Annotated in this window: 12 protein-coding genes; 6 read left to right on the top strand and 6 right to left on the bottom strand. The window is 44.5% G+C overall.

Going from position 1 to position 17,555, the window contains the following annotated elements; all coding sequences use genetic code 11:
* A partial coding sequence (locus A3763_RS07375) for a hypothetical protein (protein ID WP_156494993.1) occupies nucleotides 1-1,011 on the bottom strand: 1,011 nt, incomplete at its 3' end.
* Between the two features lie 219 nt (nucleotides 1,012-1,230).
* Nucleotides 1,231-4,173, bottom strand: a complete 2,943-nt coding sequence (locus A3763_RS07380; RefSeq protein WP_068509957.1) for a hybrid sensor histidine kinase/response regulator — start codon at nucleotides 4,171-4,173, stop codon at nucleotides 1,231-1,233.
* 242 nt (nucleotides 4,174-4,415) lie between these two features.
* Here A3763_RS07380 and cysM point away from each other — a divergent pair, with 242 nt between their 5' ends.
* The 4 genes from cysM to A3763_RS07400 are packed head-to-tail and all read left to right on the top strand — an operon-like array spanning nucleotide 4,416 to nucleotide 9,569.
* Nucleotides 4,416-5,318, top strand: a complete 903-nt coding sequence (cysM, locus tag A3763_RS07385) for a cysteine synthase CysM (RefSeq protein WP_068509959.1) — start codon at nucleotides 4,416-4,418, stop codon at nucleotides 5,316-5,318.
* Between the two features lie 25 nt (nucleotides 5,319-5,343).
* A complete protein-coding gene (rlmD, locus tag A3763_RS07390; protein ID WP_082865187.1) occupies nucleotides 5,344-6,825 on the top strand; it encodes a 23S rRNA (uracil(1939)-C(5))-methyltransferase RlmD in 1,482 nt (493 codons plus the stop codon).
* A 26-nt stretch (nucleotides 6,826-6,851) separates the two neighbouring features.
* Nucleotides 6,852-9,095 carry a GTP diphosphokinase gene (gene relA, locus A3763_RS07395; protein WP_068509962.1) on the top strand — a complete coding sequence of 748 codons (2,244 nt, stop codon included), beginning with the start codon at nucleotides 6,852-6,854 and terminating at the stop codon, nucleotides 9,093-9,095.
* 9 nt (nucleotides 9,096-9,104) lie between these two features.
* Entirely contained in the window at nucleotides 9,105-9,569 is a 465-nt protein-coding gene (locus tag A3763_RS07400; protein WP_068509964.1) for a MazG nucleotide pyrophosphohydrolase domain-containing protein, read from the top strand.
* Nucleotides 9,570-9,578: 9 nt separating this feature from the next.
* Here the strand turns inward: A3763_RS07400 and A3763_RS07405 are convergent, their stop codons facing one another.
* The 3 genes from A3763_RS07405 to epmB form a co-directional block, all read right to left on the bottom strand.
* Nucleotides 9,579-11,675, bottom strand: coding sequence for an EAL domain-containing protein (locus tag A3763_RS07405; RefSeq protein ID WP_068509966.1), 2,097 nt, complete (start codon nucleotides 11,673-11,675; stop codon nucleotides 9,579-9,581).
* Between the two features lie 110 nt (nucleotides 11,676-11,785).
* Nucleotides 11,786-13,597 (bottom strand): hypothetical protein, encoded by a 1,812-nt coding sequence (locus tag A3763_RS07410; protein WP_068509967.1) that lies wholly within the window; start codon nucleotides 13,595-13,597, stop codon nucleotides 11,786-11,788.
* Nucleotides 13,598-13,805: 208 nt separating this feature from the next.
* Nucleotides 13,806-14,834 (bottom strand): EF-P beta-lysylation protein EpmB, encoded by a 1,029-nt coding sequence (epmB, locus tag A3763_RS07415; protein ID WP_068507605.1) that lies wholly within the window; start codon nucleotides 14,832-14,834, stop codon nucleotides 13,806-13,808.
* A 224-nt stretch (nucleotides 14,835-15,058) separates the two neighbouring features.
* Between epmB and efp the strand changes: the two genes are divergently transcribed.
* Nucleotides 15,059-15,631: an elongation factor P gene (gene efp, locus A3763_RS07420; protein WP_068507556.1), complete on the top strand. Its 573-nt coding sequence runs from the start codon at nucleotides 15,059-15,061 to the stop codon at nucleotides 15,629-15,631.
* A gap of 44 nt (nucleotides 15,632-15,675) precedes the next feature.
* On the top strand, nucleotides 15,676-16,671 hold the full coding sequence (epmA, locus tag A3763_RS07425; RefSeq protein ID WP_068507597.1) for an EF-P lysine aminoacylase EpmA: 996 nt from the start codon (nucleotides 15,676-15,678) through the stop codon (nucleotides 16,669-16,671).
* A 5-nt stretch (nucleotides 16,672-16,676) separates the two neighbouring features.
* Here epmA and asd read toward each other — a convergent pair whose 3' ends face one another.
* Nucleotides 16,677-17,537 carry an archaetidylserine decarboxylase gene (gene asd, locus A3763_RS07430; RefSeq protein WP_068507599.1) on the bottom strand — a complete coding sequence of 287 codons (861 nt, stop codon included), beginning with the start codon at nucleotides 17,535-17,537 and terminating at the stop codon, nucleotides 16,677-16,679.
* Between the last annotated feature and the right edge of the window lie 18 nt (nucleotides 17,538-17,555).

Below are 17,555 nucleotides of genomic sequence, written 5' to 3' on the forward strand. Positions count from 1 at the left end.
CGTTAAATAGGTGGTGCTTTGATATTTGGGGTAAGCGGGCAGTTCATTGGCTAGCTCCCTGTTTTCGACGATGGTTGAATTGGATGCAGCAAAGCCAATGGATTCTACGCTCCTATTAGTTGCGTTGATATCGCTTAAAGAGAGGGCAAGAAATGCACTGTTATAAGTTTTTGGCAAAGGTGGAGGTGTAGAGAAAACGTCGCCATTTTCATCGAAACCCAGGCCAGTCACTTCGCGCATTGTACCTTTTGCGAAAGGGCTCGTTGCTCTGGTTAACTCTGTCGCAGCAGCTTCCACATAGTGACGAATTTCGTCTTGTTGTTCCAAGGTTTCTATTGCCTGTGAAATATTATTGTTGTTGGAAAGTTCGAAGTTAAACTCGCCAACAGCATTATTTATCATTGATAAGTAGTCTTGCTTAGCTCTAGGTTGGTTATCACAGCCAATCACAGGGTTATCGGTAAGACAAGGTTGGTGAGTTAACAAAGCGCTAGAGTCGGGAATTTGATCAAATACCTTTTTGAGTAGGTAATGAGTAAAAATATTAGTGGTAACTTGTGCAGTAGAATTAACCGCGATTGGGATGTAAGGGATGGCTGCGTAATAAATTTCATCGTCACTATAGCGGATTTTTATTACGTGGTTAATTTGTTCAATGTAATCGGACTCGATAAACATTTGGATGTTGCTGGAGTCCTCAAGTCTCGTTACGTCCCAGGTGGGGAGGTTGCCGTCAGAGGTTTCGTTGAAGTCGGCATTTAGTGAAACTAAGGATATTTGACCTAGGCTTAGGTCTGTTGAACCGTCTAGTCGTTCTGCGTTGATTATCAGAGTTTTTCCGAGGGTTAAATCTGGGTCTCGTGCGGTATCGCTATCAGAATCTAAATCGCTGGAACTACCATCAGTGCCACCTTGTTCTTCGGGGAGTCCGCATGCTTGTAGGGTGCCTAGCAAAAATAGGAAAACCATAATCGAAATGGTTTTGGGGAGCGGAGAGCGACGTGAGGACATAAGCTGCATTAACCTTTTTAGCAAATTACGTTAGTAGCTCTAACGTATTCCATATCGTTGAACTTGGATGCACTTACACATTCGGAGCTTGATCATAGCTCGCATCCAAAGTTAATAATCCTTTCGGGTTGAGTTAACCGAGTTAATATATCTAATTCGAGGCTTTTAAAAAAGCGCCTATGTTTCAGAGTGTGATCCGCATAGCGCTTAGCTGGTGACTCAAGAGGGGATTAGCTTCAATTCATTAGCCGTATCAAGAACTCGCTGAATGTCTTCGAGAAGCTCATTTATGTATGTATCCAACTGTCGCTCGTAAGTTTTTAAAGCATGTTCGGTATCTTTTACTGTTTTTCTTAACTTTGGAACGCCACAATAATGGCAGGCGCCATGTAATTTGTGGACAGACTCTTCAAGTAGTTCGAGCTGATTGTTTTGGAATAGCTGCTCAATTCGTTCTTTTTCACCTGGTAAGCTTTCCAAAAACTTTTTTAAGAAAGTTTCCGCAAGATCTTGGTTACCGTTACACAAACTCACGCCTTCTTCTATATCGATGATTTTAATTGGCGTGTGTGATGAATGAATAGCCTGAGATTGACGAGGGTCTGGGGTGGTATTATTTGTTTCCGGTAAGTGAACTGGGCTATTGTCTTTGGGCGATGCAGGCATAGACGTAGTAGCTTGCTTCTGACCTAGGTCACTGGCTAGCTCGGGAAGATATTCTGTGATTGTTTTACTGAGCTTTTCTTCATCAATTGGTTTGGTGATAAGTGTTTGAAAACCCTGGTTGAGAAAGGTTTGTTGTTCTTCGGGAAGGGCGTAGGCAGTCAGTGCAATGATCGTTGCTGTTTTATACTGCTGATTAATCTGCCGGATGCGCTTCATCGCTTCAACACCATCCATTCCTGGCATCTGAATATCCATAAAAATAAGCTTGTACGAGGTCTCCTGACATTTGCTGATTGCTTCAAAGCCGTCATTAGCGGACTCTGCTTGTATCCCCATGCTTTCCAGAATTGAGACCACTAACGATAAGTTGATATCATTATCATCCACGACAAGAATTGGTTGTCTATCTTTTTTAATAGGCGTTGAAATAGGGGTTGTGAGCTTTTTCAAGATGCTTTTTTTAGTGTAGTTTTCCATGCTTAGTTCGCATAGCTCATTGTAAAAACGCTGTCGGGTGAGCGGCTTCACCAAGTGTGCGCTGGCGCTTTGAATGGCTTCGGTATCGTAGTCTTCTAGGGTCGGCGTAATGAGCAAAACTCGTTGACCTAGTGATTGAAGGGTTTGCATGATCGAGGTGTATTCAGGGACGCCTAACTGGCTTTTATCCAGACTCACCAAGGTTAGTCGGCGATGATCTTTCTGGGTCTCAGCAACTTTTGCCAGGGTTATCAGTTGTAATTTGCTTTCGGCAAACTGGTAGTCTACACCCCAGGAGTTGAACATATGCTCTATTGCAAGTCTGGCGGACCCTTTGGGTTCGTAGCATATTATATGGCTGCCTCTTAGCTGCTCTTGGGTTGGGAGCTGTTCAAGCTCGTTGCCTGGTTTTTCTATGGGTAAGGTAAACCAGAATGTAGAGCCTTTGCCAAGCTCACTCTCAAAGCCAATTTCACCATCCATTTGCTCAATTAGGTTCTTGGATATCGCGAGCCCTAAACCTGTGCCGCCAAAGTTTCTCGCAGTTGTGGCGTCAGCTTGGGAAAAGGCGTTAAAAATCGAGTGTTGTTGGGCGCGAGACAAACCAACGCCTGTATCGGTCACTGACACTTTGACAGACTCGCGGCTGAGGTCATTTTCGTCATCGGCTAACATCACCCTGACTAAGACTTCACCAGCCTGGGTAAACTTGATTGCATTATTGACCAGGTTGGTGACAACTTGTTTGATGCGCAGAGGATCGCCAATAATGGCCCTGGGGACGTCTTGGTAATGTAGGTGAACCAACTCCAGATTCTTGGCGTGAGCCGTCGGTGCAAGCATAGCAACCACGTCATCGATAAGCTCCCGAAATTCAATGGTACCCTTTTCTAGCAATAGCTTACCGGCTTCTATTTTTGAGAAGTCGAGAATATCATTTATGATTAGTAGCAGAATTTCTGAAGACTTTTTGATTGTACTAAGGTGGTCTATTTGTCGTTTGTTCAGGTTGCTTTTAAGTAAGAGGTTGGTGAAACCAATAATGCCGTTCAGTGGTGTTCTAATTTCATGACTCATATTGGCTAAAAATTCTGACTTGGTTCGGTTTGCCAAAACAGCCTGCTTCCTCGCTATATCGAGCTCTACGTTCTGAATTTCAATTGTTTCGAGAGTTTCTCGCAAGTCTTCTGTAGTTTGTTCAATTTCTTGCGTCATGTCAGATTGAGTTTGGCTCAAGCGCTCACCTAACTGATTAGCGCTGTGAGCCAGCTGGTTAAGTTCGCTAGGGAAAACAGTTTGAATGTGTATGTCGGAATTGCCGTCAGCCAGCTTACCTAAATGCAGCCCAATTTCTTTAATTGGCGCTATTATTTGTTTAATCAAAAAACGCACAGAGAAATAGCAAAGGATTGCGCCGACTAACATTAACCAGATAGCCTTCATGACTGTGTTGCCGATTTCTTGGTTCATGGAGCCCCGGTTGGTGTTGATTAATAACCATGCCTTACTCTGTTCCTGTTGATAGGTGCTTGGGCCAACTTGTTTTTTTAGTCTACTTTGAGTCAAAGATGAAAGAGTGGCTGAGCGCTTTTCAGTATTCAGCGGTATGACGAAAATGTTTTCATTGCCTGTCTCGATAATTTTTGGGCTGACTGTGGGAAAGGTTGTTGGGTTAAGTCGTGCGGATAGCTGAGTGCCTCGGTGTTTTAAGACCTTATGATTTGAATTGAGTAGCGTAATCGATTCGATAAGGGGGGAAGCAAGTAGCGTGTCAAAGTATTTATTCAGATCGTTTAGTTCTGATTGCTTTTCATCATCTTTTTGCGTGGCTTTGTTTCGCAAGTGTTGAGCTGTGATGCTGGCGCTGGTCTGGGTTAATAGACTTAGCTGTTGGAAAAACTGTTTTTCAACGACATTTAGCCTGTGGTCGGCTAATACTAGGCCTAAGCCAAGAAATATTAATACTAGAGGCAAGGAGGCAATCAGTGCGATGCGAGACTTGAGCTTGATAGGTTTCATGGATTTAAACTTATATAATATAAGGCTTTGTCAGGCCGTGTGGTATATCATGAACTATGTATTATGGACAATTGTACGATGGACTGCCATAGCAAGCTTTACAGAAATTAGTATGATTAAACGGTGCTAATTTGATCTAGTGTCGTTTTATTGTCTTGTCTGTGAATTAGGCATTCTAGACTGGGCGCATTGAATTAATACATACTCTGTAAACAGAATATTGAACAGGAATTTTACTCCCAATGAGTGATGCAAAAAACGAATTTCCTACGATTGAAGACTATGTTGGAAATACCCCCCTCGTCAGGTTACAGCGTTTACCTGGTCAGACAACTAATATCCTGCTAGTCAAACTTGAGGGTAATAACCCTGCAGGTTCGGTGAAGGATAGGCCTGCTTTAAGTATGATTCAGAGGGCAGAGGAAAAAGGGCAGATAAAGCCCGGTGATACCTTAATCGAAGCAACGAGTGGCAATACGGGGATTGCTTTAGCGATGGCTGCGGCAATCAAGGGCTACAAGATGATCCTGATTATGCCAGACAACGCTAGCATGGAACGGAAGGCCTCAATGGAAGCTTACGGTGCACAAATGCTCTATGTTAGCAAAGAAGAAGGTATGGAGGGCGCTCGTGACCTGGCGCAGTCAATGGCGGCCGAAGGCAAGGGCATTGTCCTCGACCAGTTCGCGAACGATGACAACCCCTTGGCTCATTATTGCGGGACGGGGCCTGAAATCTGGGAGCAAACTCATGGAAAAATTACTCACTTTGTCAGTGCCATGGGAACGACAGGTACCATTATGGGAAACTCCAGGTTTCTGAAAGAAAAGAACCCAGATATCAAGATAGTGGGTTTGCAACCTGCAGAAAATGCGGCAATTCCCGGTATTCGTCGCTGGCCTGAAGAGTATCTGCCGAGTATTTTTGATCGCTCACGAGTCGATGAAGTGGTCGAGATGGGGCAAGATGAAGCGGAAAGAACAATGAAGGCCCTTGCCGCACAGGAAGGTATTTTTTGCGGTGTGTCCTCAGGCGGAGCCGTGGCTGCAGCTTTGCGCTTGTCAGCCAAGCTTGAAAATGCGGTGATCGTCGCCATTATCTGTGACCGTGGAGATCGTTACCTTTCAACAGGTGTTTTTTCGTGAGCAGGTGGCTCGGTAGCGTGTAACTATGGCAAATATTTTTTCTAAGCATAGAACTAAGCTGCGTGAGCAGTCTAAAAAGCAAAAAAAATCACTTGAGCGTGAACTTAAAGATTCGAAGCAGGAAGCTCGGGTGAAAGTGAGCCTGGAGTCCAAGAACCTCGCCAACGATGTTGATAGCTCTGATAGTGGCTTGCTTCAGTGTCAAATTCTGTCTCTCAGTCATGAGGGGCGAGGTATCGCCAAAAATAAAGGCAAAACGCAATTTGTGCATTATGCCTTGCCCGGTGAGACTGTTTTGGCTGAGGTCTTGGCTCATCGTGCTAAATATGATGAGCTGGCTGCGGTGAAAGTGATGCAAGCTTCAGATCAACGTGTTGAAGCTGTATGCTCATATTATGGAACTTGTGGTGGCTGCAGCCTCCAACATATGGGGCATAAAGCTCAACTGGCGCATAAACAAACTGTATTGGCTGACCAGCTTAAGCACTTTGGGGATTTGGCTCCGCAACAATGGTTGCCGCTTGTCGAGAGTGAGCCGTGGGGTTATCGTTCGCGTGTCCGGCTCAGTGTCGACTATGGCCGAAAAGGAGAAGGGCTTCGAATTGGCTTTCGTAAAAAAGCCTCCAAAGAGACATTAGATATAGATTCTTGCCCAATTATGGCTAGTGAGCTTTCAAGTGCCTTACCCGTACTTAAAGAACTTGTTGCTTCAATCTCGGTGCATAAAGCACTTGGCCACCTGGAACTGTCCTTGAGTCGTGAGGGAATAGGCGTGTTGATTCGGCATGTGAAGCCTCTTGAGCAGAGTGACTTGGAAATGCTTAGAAACCTTGCGAAGGAGCAGAAGTGGACGGTGTTTCTGCAAGCAGGGGACATTTCCAGTATTCAGCAGTTGTGGCCGGAAAATGAGTGCCGAGAAGAAGGCCAAGCTAACTTGTCCTATAATTTGCGGGTATTGAAGCAAAATTTAGCCTTACAATTCCACCCAAAAGATTTTACGCAAATCAACCTTGGTGTGAATCAGAAGATGGTTCTACTCGCGCTGCAGCTACTTGAACTTAAATCTGATGAGCGTGCTCTGGATCTGTTTTCAGGACTGGGTAATTTTACTTTGGCAATGGCAAAGTGCGCTAAGGAAGTTGTTGGGGTTGAAGGCAGTCAGGATATGGTGGAAAGAGGCTTGTTTAATGCACAAGCTAATGATATCGAAAATGTCACTTTTTATGAAAGTAACCTATACAGTGACTTCTCGGCTCAAGCTTGGACGAAGGGAGTTTATGATAAGATTTTGATCGACCCGCCTAGAGCAGGTGCTTTGGATATCGTGAGCAATATTAGGCAGTTTGGGGCAAAACGAATAGTTTATATATCATGCAACCCGGCTACATTAGCGCGTGACGCGGGGATCTTGGTGCAGCAAGGGTATCGTCTGATGCAGGCAGGGGTTTTGGATATGTTTCCCCATACTGAGCATTTAGAGTCGATAGCTGTTTTCGATAGTAAGTAGGCTAAGAATAATAAACAGGTAGTTTTATGGTTAAGGTTCGCGAAGATTACATTGAGGATTTCGATGGCGAAGCCGCCATTGATCAATGGCTTGATAAAATCAGTTCAATTACCGAGTTGGGTAATATCGAGACAGTACGCCAGGCCTGTGAAACTAGCCTTGAAATCGAGCAGAAATCGGTCCAGGAAGATCGAGTCTGGGCAAAAGAGCACAATAGTTTTGTAATTGGTTTGGAGATGGCTCAGATTCTGATCGAGTTGGAATTGGATCAGACAGCTATCATTGCAGCAATACTTTATCGAGCTGTCCGCGAAGGTAAATTGCCGCTGGAGCAAGTATCGAAAAAATTTGGCGGAGAAACTGCCAAGTTGATCGAAGGTGTTGCGCGAATGGCAGCGATCTCTGCAACACATCGTCCATTTAAAGGTATGGTTTTAGGTCAGACTCAAGGGCAGATTGATAACGTCCGGAAAATGCTTGTGACCATGATTGATGATGTGCGCGTCGTACTCATCAAGTTGGCAGAGCGAACTTGCGCAATTCGAGCGGTTAAAGACGCGAACTCCGAAAAACGTCAGCGTGTTGCACGAGAAGTCTTTGATATTTATGCGCCTTTGGCACATCGCTTAGGTATAGGCTATATCAAGTGGGAGCTCGAAGACCTGTCTTTTCGCTACTTACACACTTCAGCCTATAAAAAGATAGCGAAATTGCTGGATGAGCGCCGAGTTGACCGGGATTCTTTTGTAAAAAGAATGACTGAAAAACTTGAGCTTGAATTAGAGAATGCCCACATCCGCGGCGAAGTCGCTGGCCGAAGTAAACACATCTATAGCATCTGGCGAAAAATGCGCCGTAAGAATCTAGATTTTTCTGAAATTTACGATATTCGAGCTTTTAGAATTCTGGTGCCCAGTGTACAAGACTGTTATTCGGTACTAGGTGTTGTGCATTCCTTGTGGAAGCATATTCCTTACGAATTTGATGACTATATTGCTAACCCGAAAGAAAATGGCTATCGCTCTTTGCACACAGCTGTCATTGGGCCAGAAGGAAAGGTCATGGAAGTGCAGATCCGTACGAGGGAAATGCACGAGGAAGCCGAACTGGGAGTTTGTGCTCACTGGCGCTATAAAGGTACCGATGTTAAAAGTCGATCTTCAGGGTATGAGGAAAAGATCAACTGGCTTAGACAAGTACTGGAATGGCAAGAGGAGGTGGGTGATGCCTCGGAAATTGCAAACCAGCTAAGCTCAGACGTTGGTGAAGACCGTATTTACGTATTTACACCTGATGGCCATGTTGTTGATTTGCCAAATGGCGCAACGCCGGTAGATTTTGCTTACCGTGTTCATACTGAGGTGGGCCATGCTTGTCGTGGTGCTAAAGTAAATGGTCGTATCGTGCCGTTAACTTACCCGCTTCGAACTGGCGAGCAGATTCATATTCTAACCTCTAACCAGGCTTCGCCGAGCCGTGACTGGTTAAATCCGAGTTTAGGCTATATTCAGACCTCGCGCTCACGAGCCAAGCTGGTTCATTGGTTTAAGCAACAGAATCGATCTCAGAATATCACTGATGGCCGAATACTTCTGGAGGATGAGCTTAAGCGCTTGTCTATTGGCGATATCCATTACTCGGAACTTGTGGAACAAACTCAGTTCAATAAGGTGGATGACCTATTTGCGGCGATTGGTGCAGGAGACGTGAAGCCAACGCATATAGCGAATGTTGCTCAGAAAATTCTGCAGCCTAAAGAACAGCAATTGGATCTTCGTCTTGGTGCACCACAGCAGAAAGCGGCGAATAGTGCTGGGCGAGATGATATCAAGATCAAGGGCGTTGGGCGCTTACTAACAACTATGGCGAAGTGTTGCCAGCCTGTGCCAGGAGACCCAATTACGGGTTATATAACAGTTGGACGAGGCGTCTCGATACACCGACAGGATTGTATGAATTTGCTCCAGCTTGAAGACTTGGAGCCAAATCGTATTATAGAAGTTTCCTGGGGCTATGAAGCCGATGCAGCCTATGGTGTGGGTATTGAGATTCAAGCCTATGACCGAGAAGGCCTGCTTCGGGATATAACGATTGTACTAGCTAACGAGAAGGTCAATGTAACGGGCGTGAATTCATACTCTGACCCACAAGAAAATATTGCGACCATTACCATTGCAATGGATGTGTCGAGCTTGGCGAGTCTTGGGCAAGCCCTAGCCAAGATCAAGCAATTACCCAATATTATTGATGCTCGCAGAAAACGTAACTAAGGAGCTTTGGTGTCTTCAGAGAAAGTTAAAAAGGCTCAGGATAGTATTCTAGAAGGTGCTTCCAATAAAGATGGAGTACTGAACCAGGCTTTGGATATTCAAGCGCGCGCAGCTAAGCACGGCTTTGATTGGCCTGAAATAGAGCCAGTTTTTGATAAAATAGCTGAAGAACTGGACGAGCTTAAGCAGGAAGTCATAAAAGCGAAAGCGCAGTGTAAGACAAGCACGGCTGAAGACCTTTTTAAAAGGCCTGAAATTCGAGCTGAGTTTGGTGACTTGCTTTTCAGCTGCTTGAATCTATCGCGCTTTCTAGGTGTACTTCCTCAAGATGCGCTTCAGCTTACCAATGATAAGTTTACTTCGCGCTTTCAATTTATCGAGGAGCAATTGGGCAATCAGGGCACTTCTGTGAGCGAGGTGCCCTTAACTCAACTAGACCAGCTCTGGGAGTTGGCCAAACTGAAAGAGAAATAAGCTTTCCAATTAGTTTTCTTCGCTAAAGTCGTAGTTCATTTCTGTAGAGGGTGCTTGCAGGTAGTAACCCTGAATATAGTTGACGCCCGCTTGCCACAAAGTTGATAGCAGGGCTGCACTCTCTACCAGCGGCACGATAGTGAGTTTACCCATGGACTGTAAGGTCTGAATCATTTCTTTAGCCTGTTCTTTTGAATCTTCACCCTTTTGCATATCTTGAGTAAAGGAACCTTCAAGCTTGATGTATTCTGGGCTTAAGTGTTTCAGAAGGTTGAAAGGTTTTAAGGCATGGCCGAACTGATTGATCGACATTTTACAGTGTAGGGTGCTGATACCTTTGGCAAACTCTTTTGCTTGTTTCATGTAAGTGATAGCGTTGTTTTCCGATATCTGGAAAATTAAAGAGTCGCCAGGTAGGCGAGCGGCTTTCAGCGCTACATTCAGCCATGAGGTGAAGGTTTGATCTTGTAGCGTCTCGCTGGTCAGGTTAATAAAGAGTTTGGTGTCATGACCTTTTGATCTATGTTCACTTAAGTGTTTAATTGTTTGTAAGATAACCCATTTGTCGATTTTGCTGGCCATATTACTTGGGCCGCTTGGTGGCAGGAAGTCATAGGGTGAAATTTCCTCGCCCTCTTCATTCAGCATGCGAATAAAGGCTTCGTAGTTCTCATCCCCTTCGCCTCTCAAGCTGATAATCGGTTGGAAGAGCAGCTTGAATTTGTCATTGTCGATTGCATCCTGAATCAGCTCCATTGCCATGTCATGGTCATCTAAAGGCTTATCAGTTTGAATCGTGTACAGTTTGACTCCATTTATCTCTTCAGCGTTGTCCTGAGAAGCGAGTTCTTGAGACGCCGTTTGAGCTCTACCTAGAATATCATTGATGGCGGGGGCATTCTCAGTTATCAAAGTGACACCAGTACTAAGTGTTATCTGAATTGTTTTTCCATCGACCTCAAATAAGTGATCTTCAACAGCCTGACCATAAGCTTGGGCGACTTCAACGGCATCATCTCCATTTTGTGCCGGGCATATTAGGCCAAAAACATCGTCGCTTAATCGAGCCAGGTGATGGTCGCTCTTTCGGTTGCTATCAATAACATGAGCCAGGTCGCGTAGTACCAGGTCGGCATCAGCCATGCCAAAATTGGTTTTTATCTTCTGAAAGTTATCGATGGCCAGGTAAAGTACGCCTGCATGCGTACTATTATTTACCGCACATTCTTTTGCATCGTGCAGTTGTTCCATAAAGTATTGGCGGTTATATAAACCTGTTAGCAGATCCTGTTGGCTGAGTTCTTTTATCTTTTCCGCAAGTTCTTCATTGTCATGCTCTGGACGGATAATAATTTGTAGGCAGTCTTCGCCGTCGTAAGTTGCAGCGGAAAGGCTCATGGTTGCGCTAATTTCAGTACCATCTTCACGAATGGATATGCAGGTTGTTGCTTCGGTCTTTTCGGCTTGCGGGTTATCTGAAAAAGGCTTAGATAGCTCTTTGAAGCTGCTTTGTGATTCTGAATTAAAGGTATCAAGCACAGGAATGCAGATCATTTCATCGATATCATCGTAGCCAAGGAACTGCATATAGGAGCTGTTGGCATAGATGTGCATACCATCACTGATATAAGCAATGGCATCTTTTGAGCTATCGAGTAACAATTCACAGCGGTGCTCTGCATCGCGAATTTTTGCTTCCATTAAACGCAACTTTTTACGATCGGCTCGACTCTCTAACTCTCGTCGCAGTACGACGACTATGTGTTTATCATTTTCGAAAGGTACGACATCTTTTGCGCCGGCTTTCATGTGCTTAACCAGCTGCTCATCGTCATAAGCATCACTTAAGACGATAAAGGGCAAATCGCGGTCTTTTTGGCGTATATGCACTAGGGCTTGGTTTATATCAAAGTCAGCTTCTTTTTCGCGGGCAACAAATAGATCCCAAGACTGCTCTTCAAGCGCATCGACGAACTCTTCTTCAGACTCGATACGCTTTGCCCGGGTAGGTATGCCGGCATTGCGCAACAGGCTGATTAGCTTTTCTGCGTCGTTCTCTGATGGGTCGAGAATAAGTAGATAAATTGTGTCGTTTATTTTGCTCATTGACTTGGGATACTGCTCTTAATGTTCAAAAAATATATACCTGTTAAACCAGGCAAGTTATTAATATAGAGCGCTTATGGTGTGCTCTATTTTCGTTTTCAGTTCTCTATTTATAGTGTCGGCCACAATGAGTCGAAGTCATCATCGTTGTCGCCTACCTCAATATCAGGAACCCGATTTTCAGTCAGCTCTTTCATTTGTTTGTTTTCTGACAGTTCAAATTGACTAAAGCTACCGGTCGCTGATACACGTGTTTCTAAATTACATTTTCCTTCGGCGCCATTGGCTCGAATCGATACCTTATGACCGGACATGAAGGGAAGCCTGGGTGTAATAAGTGTCGTAGGCTGACCTATGGCACTCAGTTCTGGTAACAGGAGTCCTCTTAGGTACTCGCTAGGGTCTCCCGTCTTCTGAAGCAATTGGACACCACATGGCTTAGCGCTAGGCGCTAATAGTTCGATCCCTACCTGGGTACCTTGCTGCTTGATATGTCTGATCCAGCGAATAACCGCGATGCTCCATGCTTGCTGAGCATTTTCACGCAAGGAAATTATTTCACCCGCTTGAATATTGCTTGGTACTTCACCTTCCCATTGCAGACAATAGCCACCAGGGCTTGTATTGACTAAAGGAACTGTGTACTTCGGGTAAGCGCTGTCGAGCTTGTCATCGATTGCTCGGTCATAGGAAATGGGCGCGTCGGAGGGCGTAGTCGCCGAATGACTACCGGCATCATAGCTGTCACCCCAACCATCCTGAGACTGATTGGTGGCACTTAGGAAAATATTGTCATCACCTGAGGTTGAACCGGATGCATGTTGAAGCATTTGTGTGTGGAACTCGACTTTTCCCGAGGTGTAATAGTGGCTTGCACTTAAACCAACACATAGGTTTAGGGCACCCTCATCTTCTACCCGTTTAAAGCTGCGCTTGGTTAATACACCGAATGAATGATGTAAATGATCCAAAACGACGTCGGAAATATGCTTAGGCAGTGCTATGATCGGCTCTTTTTCAATACGCTTCTTTGACTTTGCCTGCTCTACTTCAGTGTTAAGGTGTTCATTTAGTCTGCTCACTAGTTCGGTCGTGTTAAAGCCATAATGGCTGGCACTGGTACTTTTAAGTAAGCTTTTGTATCGAGGTGGTAGATCTTGCTCGATATTGATTACAAAGACTGATTCATCGATTTGATCGGCACCGATGTCAACTAGGTCTGACCACAATTCGAAAGCGTAATAAGCAATCTGTATATCGTTTTGACGTAGCTGGTTAGGGCGACAGCAGCTTAGTAAGAGATTCTGTTTATAGACTTGATCTATTCGAGTTTCTCGTCCGTCTCTTCTTTGATCGTCTGCAACGGTATATTTCAGTAAATTGTGTTGTTCAGCAAAGTAGAAAACCTGATGCATTTCGACCCAGATATCTCTGGGAGTGTGAATATAAAGCTGATTAGATCGGAGCAGGACTTGCCCATACTCGGACATCATCCTATGAGCAGCACAAGTAAAGTTTTTCCTGACTTTTTCGCTATTAATGTTAGGCACGCTATCGATAAGAATTATCTTATACGAGGTTGCGAGATGTATTTGGATAGCTTGAGTCAGGTTAGCAATTTTTTGCTGTTTTTCACTTAGTACAACTGACTGATTAAGGAAGTGTTTAGACAGCTCCTTACATACATAGTCTATTGGCGGCCTCAATAGTTCCAGAATTTGCATTCGTGTTAGAGGAGGAAGAGTCAGCTTATTAAACTCGATTATTGCCTGGTATAACTGGCGTGAGAGCTCTCCCACATTAGCCATCGGCAAATCCTTCACCCAAGCTTTAATTGCTGCTGGAGTATGTTCAGCAAAAGAAAAACTGATTAAAGTTTGCTCGGGGGTGGATAAATTTAATTCTATATCTTGGCCGTGCATTCATGATTCCTAAATTTGTAGTAAGAGGCTACTTATTTTGCTTGTACGGGTCAGCATCTAGTCAGAAAATTATGCGAAACCGTAGCCATAATACGCTTATAACTAGCATAGCAGGGATTATGGTATTGTCTTGAATGAGGGGGAAAAAGTGTGGCTTGAATTGTTAAATCGCGTTACAGGCTCGATTTAGTTCTCAGTAGCACATTATTTATGGCCAACTAAATGTTGCCAGGCTCTTAGAGTTTTGCCCCGGGATTTCCTGACTGAGGCGAGGAACGAGATAACCAGGCAGAGCGCCAAGAAGTTGCTTATAGAGCTTAAATGCTTCGCGCTCAGAGACCTCGAAATGCGCTGCGCCTGAAACACGGTCATACATAAATAGGTAGTAAGGGAGAATGCCCAGGTCAAAGAGCGCTAGACTAAGCTTTGTTAGTGTCTCTGCATGATTATTGACGTCTTTTAGCAAGACTGCCTGGTTCAATAAGGTGACGCCAGCCTGTTTGAGAGCAGTGAAGCAGGGTCTGAGTTGACTATCTAACTCGTTAGGGTGATTGCAGTGTGTGACGAGTATGAGTTGTTTGTTGCAATCAGAAAATATTTTTAATAGTTCTTGGTCGATTCTTTCCGGGATACTGACGACCATTCGAGAATGAATACGAATGCGTTGGATATGCTTGATATCAGCAATATTGTTTATTAGCCAGGCAAGGTGGTCGTTATTGTGTATTAAGGGTTCGCCACCGCTCAGGATTACCTCATCTAATTCTTTGTGTTCTTCAATGTAGTTGAAGACCTTTCGCCATTCGTTTTTTGATTGGCGATGCGCGTCATAAGGAAAATTCCGGCGGAAGCAGTAACGACAGTTAATAGCGCACACAGTACTACTCATGAGTAATACCCGATTATTGTACTTGTGCAGTAAGCCTTTGACGGGAGAGTACTCTTCCTCGTTCAGAGGGCTATCGTTAAAACCATCGACTTGCTTGAACTCTCTATTTTGAGGAAGTACTTGTAGAAGAAGTGGGTCATTCGGGTCGTTTGAACGAATACTTGCCAAGTAACGTGGTGGTACTCTTAATTCAAACAAACGCTCAGCCTCTTCATCTACTAAAGGATGATCGTTCAGACCTAGCTTGTTCAGCAAGTCTGCAGTACTTATTTTGCACTGGCTAAGTTGAGACTGCCATGAACCGTATTGCGCTTTATTTTCGACAGGAATAGTTGATAGATGTATCATGTGCGCTTTAATTTTGGTCTGCGAGCCTAAAAAAGAGTCAGCCCTTGATGTAAAGAGGCCGGTAAACCGCGCAGTATATAGCGAAGTAAAGCTATAGAAAACAGTTTGTCGCCCACTCATTGGCCCTGTATAGATTAGGCTGGACCAAGATAGCGAGAAAATAATTCCGTAAATTGAATAGTTCCTGCATAAATATGTAGGAGACAGAAACAGGTGAGATCAAAATGGGAAGTTATTCTACCAGCGAATTCCGTTCAGGCTTAAAAGTAATGTTGGATGGTGATCCTTGTGCGGTGATTGAGAATGAATTTGTAAAGCCAGGAAAAGGCCAGGCTTTTAACCGCGTTAAGTTGAGAAACCTCAATACTGGGCGTCAATGGGAGAGAACCTTCAAGTCAGGTGAATCTCTTGAAGCGGCTGACGTAATGGAATTCGATATGGAGTACCTCTATACCGATGGTGAGTTCTGGCACTTTATGATGACTGATGGTTCTTTTGAACAGCATGCTGCTGATGAAAAGGCTGTCGGTGATACAATTAAGTGGTTAAAGGAACAGGATGTTTATACGGTCACACTATTCAATGGTGCACCCTTGGCTGTTGCTGCAGCAAACTTTGTTGAGCTGGAAGTGGTAGAAACTGACCCGGGTTTGAAAGGCGATACAGCTCAAGGTGGCACAAAGCCGGCTACCTTTTCTACCGGTGCAACGGTCAATGTGCCATTATTTGTCAATATTGGTGAGAAGCTGCGTATCGATACTCGTACTGGTGAATACGTGAGTCGTGCCAAGTCATAATTGAGCAATTGATTGCATAGAGATTAGAGGTTTGCTTGCTTGTTATGAATAAAACTTCAGAACAATGGCAACCAACATGTTCTTTGCAAAGACTAAAAGCCCGGGCTGAGCTATATGCGCAGCTTCGGGCTTTTTTTGTCGCACGTCATGTGCTTGAAGTTGAAACGCCTATTCTTGGTCGCTCAACTGCGACAGATCCTCATCTGGAAAGTTTGTCTTGCGCTTTGAATTCTGCACCTGGTGCGGGTTCAGAATGTTTATATCTACATACTTCTCCTGAATTCCCTATGAAGCGTCTACTTGCTGCGGGGAGTGGTTCGATTTTCCAAATCTGTAAAACTTTTCGTAATGCTGAAAGCGGCGTACGACATAATCCTGAATTTTCCATGCTTGAATGGTATCGCCCAGGCTTTGATCTCAACGCTCTGATGCAAGAAACCGCAGACCTACTGGAAACTCTTTTGGGTTCATGTGAAGTGTCGACAGTTAGTTATCGCGACTTGTTTCGGAAATATTTAGATCTTGACCCGATGATAGTCGCTATTGATGTACTGAGGCAGAAAGCAATAGAGTTGGCCGGCTATTCCGGGCCTAATTTGGAACGTGATGAGTACCTGGATCTGCTACTAAGCGTCTGTATTGAGCCATACTTGGGCTGTTCTGAAGATAGTAAGCTTAGACCCGTGTTTGTTTCGGATTATCCCGCATCACAAGCATCTCTAGCCGCCTTGAAGCATGATGAGGATGGCTTATTGGTCGCAGAAAGGTTCGAGCTATATATAAACGGGCTCGAGATTGCGAATGCCTATCATGAACTAACGGATGCTAAAGAGCAGCGCCAGCGCTTTGAATCTGATAATTTGGTACGCCAGGATATGGGTTTGAATGGGATACCAATCGATGAGAAGTTCTTATCAGCTTTGGAGTCTGGTATGCCAGACTGTTCGGGAATTGCCCTAGGTTTGGATCGTTTGTTGATGATCAAAGAGGGAGTCAATAGCATTGAAGATGTATTGAGCTTCCCTCTAAGTCGGGTCTAGTAAATCTAGCTTTTAATGATACTACCGAAGTTTTCACCCATTCTAACGGGGGAGCCTGCCTGCATTGCTTCATTGAATTGTGTTGTGCCTTTTGGAAACGCCAATACAACGGTAGAACCGAGCTTGAATCGTCCCATTTCCTGCCCCTTTTCCAGAGTGATACTGCTCGCATCCCCATAAAGGGTACTGTTCACATCGCGCTTAACCGGAGCGACTAAACCAGACCAAACGGTCTCGATACTGGCAACAATCATTGCACCAACCAAGACCATGGCCATCGGGCCAAACTCGGTATCGAATATGGCTGCAACACGCTCATTTCTGGCGAATAGGCGAGGGACATTCTCTGCCGTTACCGGGTTAACCGAAAATAACTTACCAGGGATATAAACCATTTCTCTTAATGTGCCGGTGCAGGGCATATGAATTCGATGGTAATCTTTAGGCGACAAGTAGATTGTTGAGAAGTCGCCACCCATAAACGGTTCGGCTCGTTCAATGTCGCCGCCAAGCAGCTCTACCACACTAAAGCTCTGACCTTTTGCCTGAAATACCTGGCCTTTATCAACCTGGCCTAGCTGGCTAATCGCGCCATCAACCGGAGAAATGATTGCATCTTCTTGGGTGTCAATTTCCCGTGCGCCAGGTTTAAGTTCACGAGTGAAGAAGTCATTGAAGTGCTTAAAATTCTCTGGCGAATCAAGCAAGGCTTCAGACATATTGACGCCGTATTTATCAATAAACCAAGCGATCAGCTTATTCTTGAACGCCGGAATTTCACATTCAGCGACTTTTCCTGCTGCCCGCGAGATCAAGTGTTGCGGTGCAATATATTGACTGAAAATAAATAGATCATCGAGTTTCATAGTAAGTCCGTTAGTAGT

Source organism: Oleiphilus sp. HI0128, from assembly GCF_001635365.1.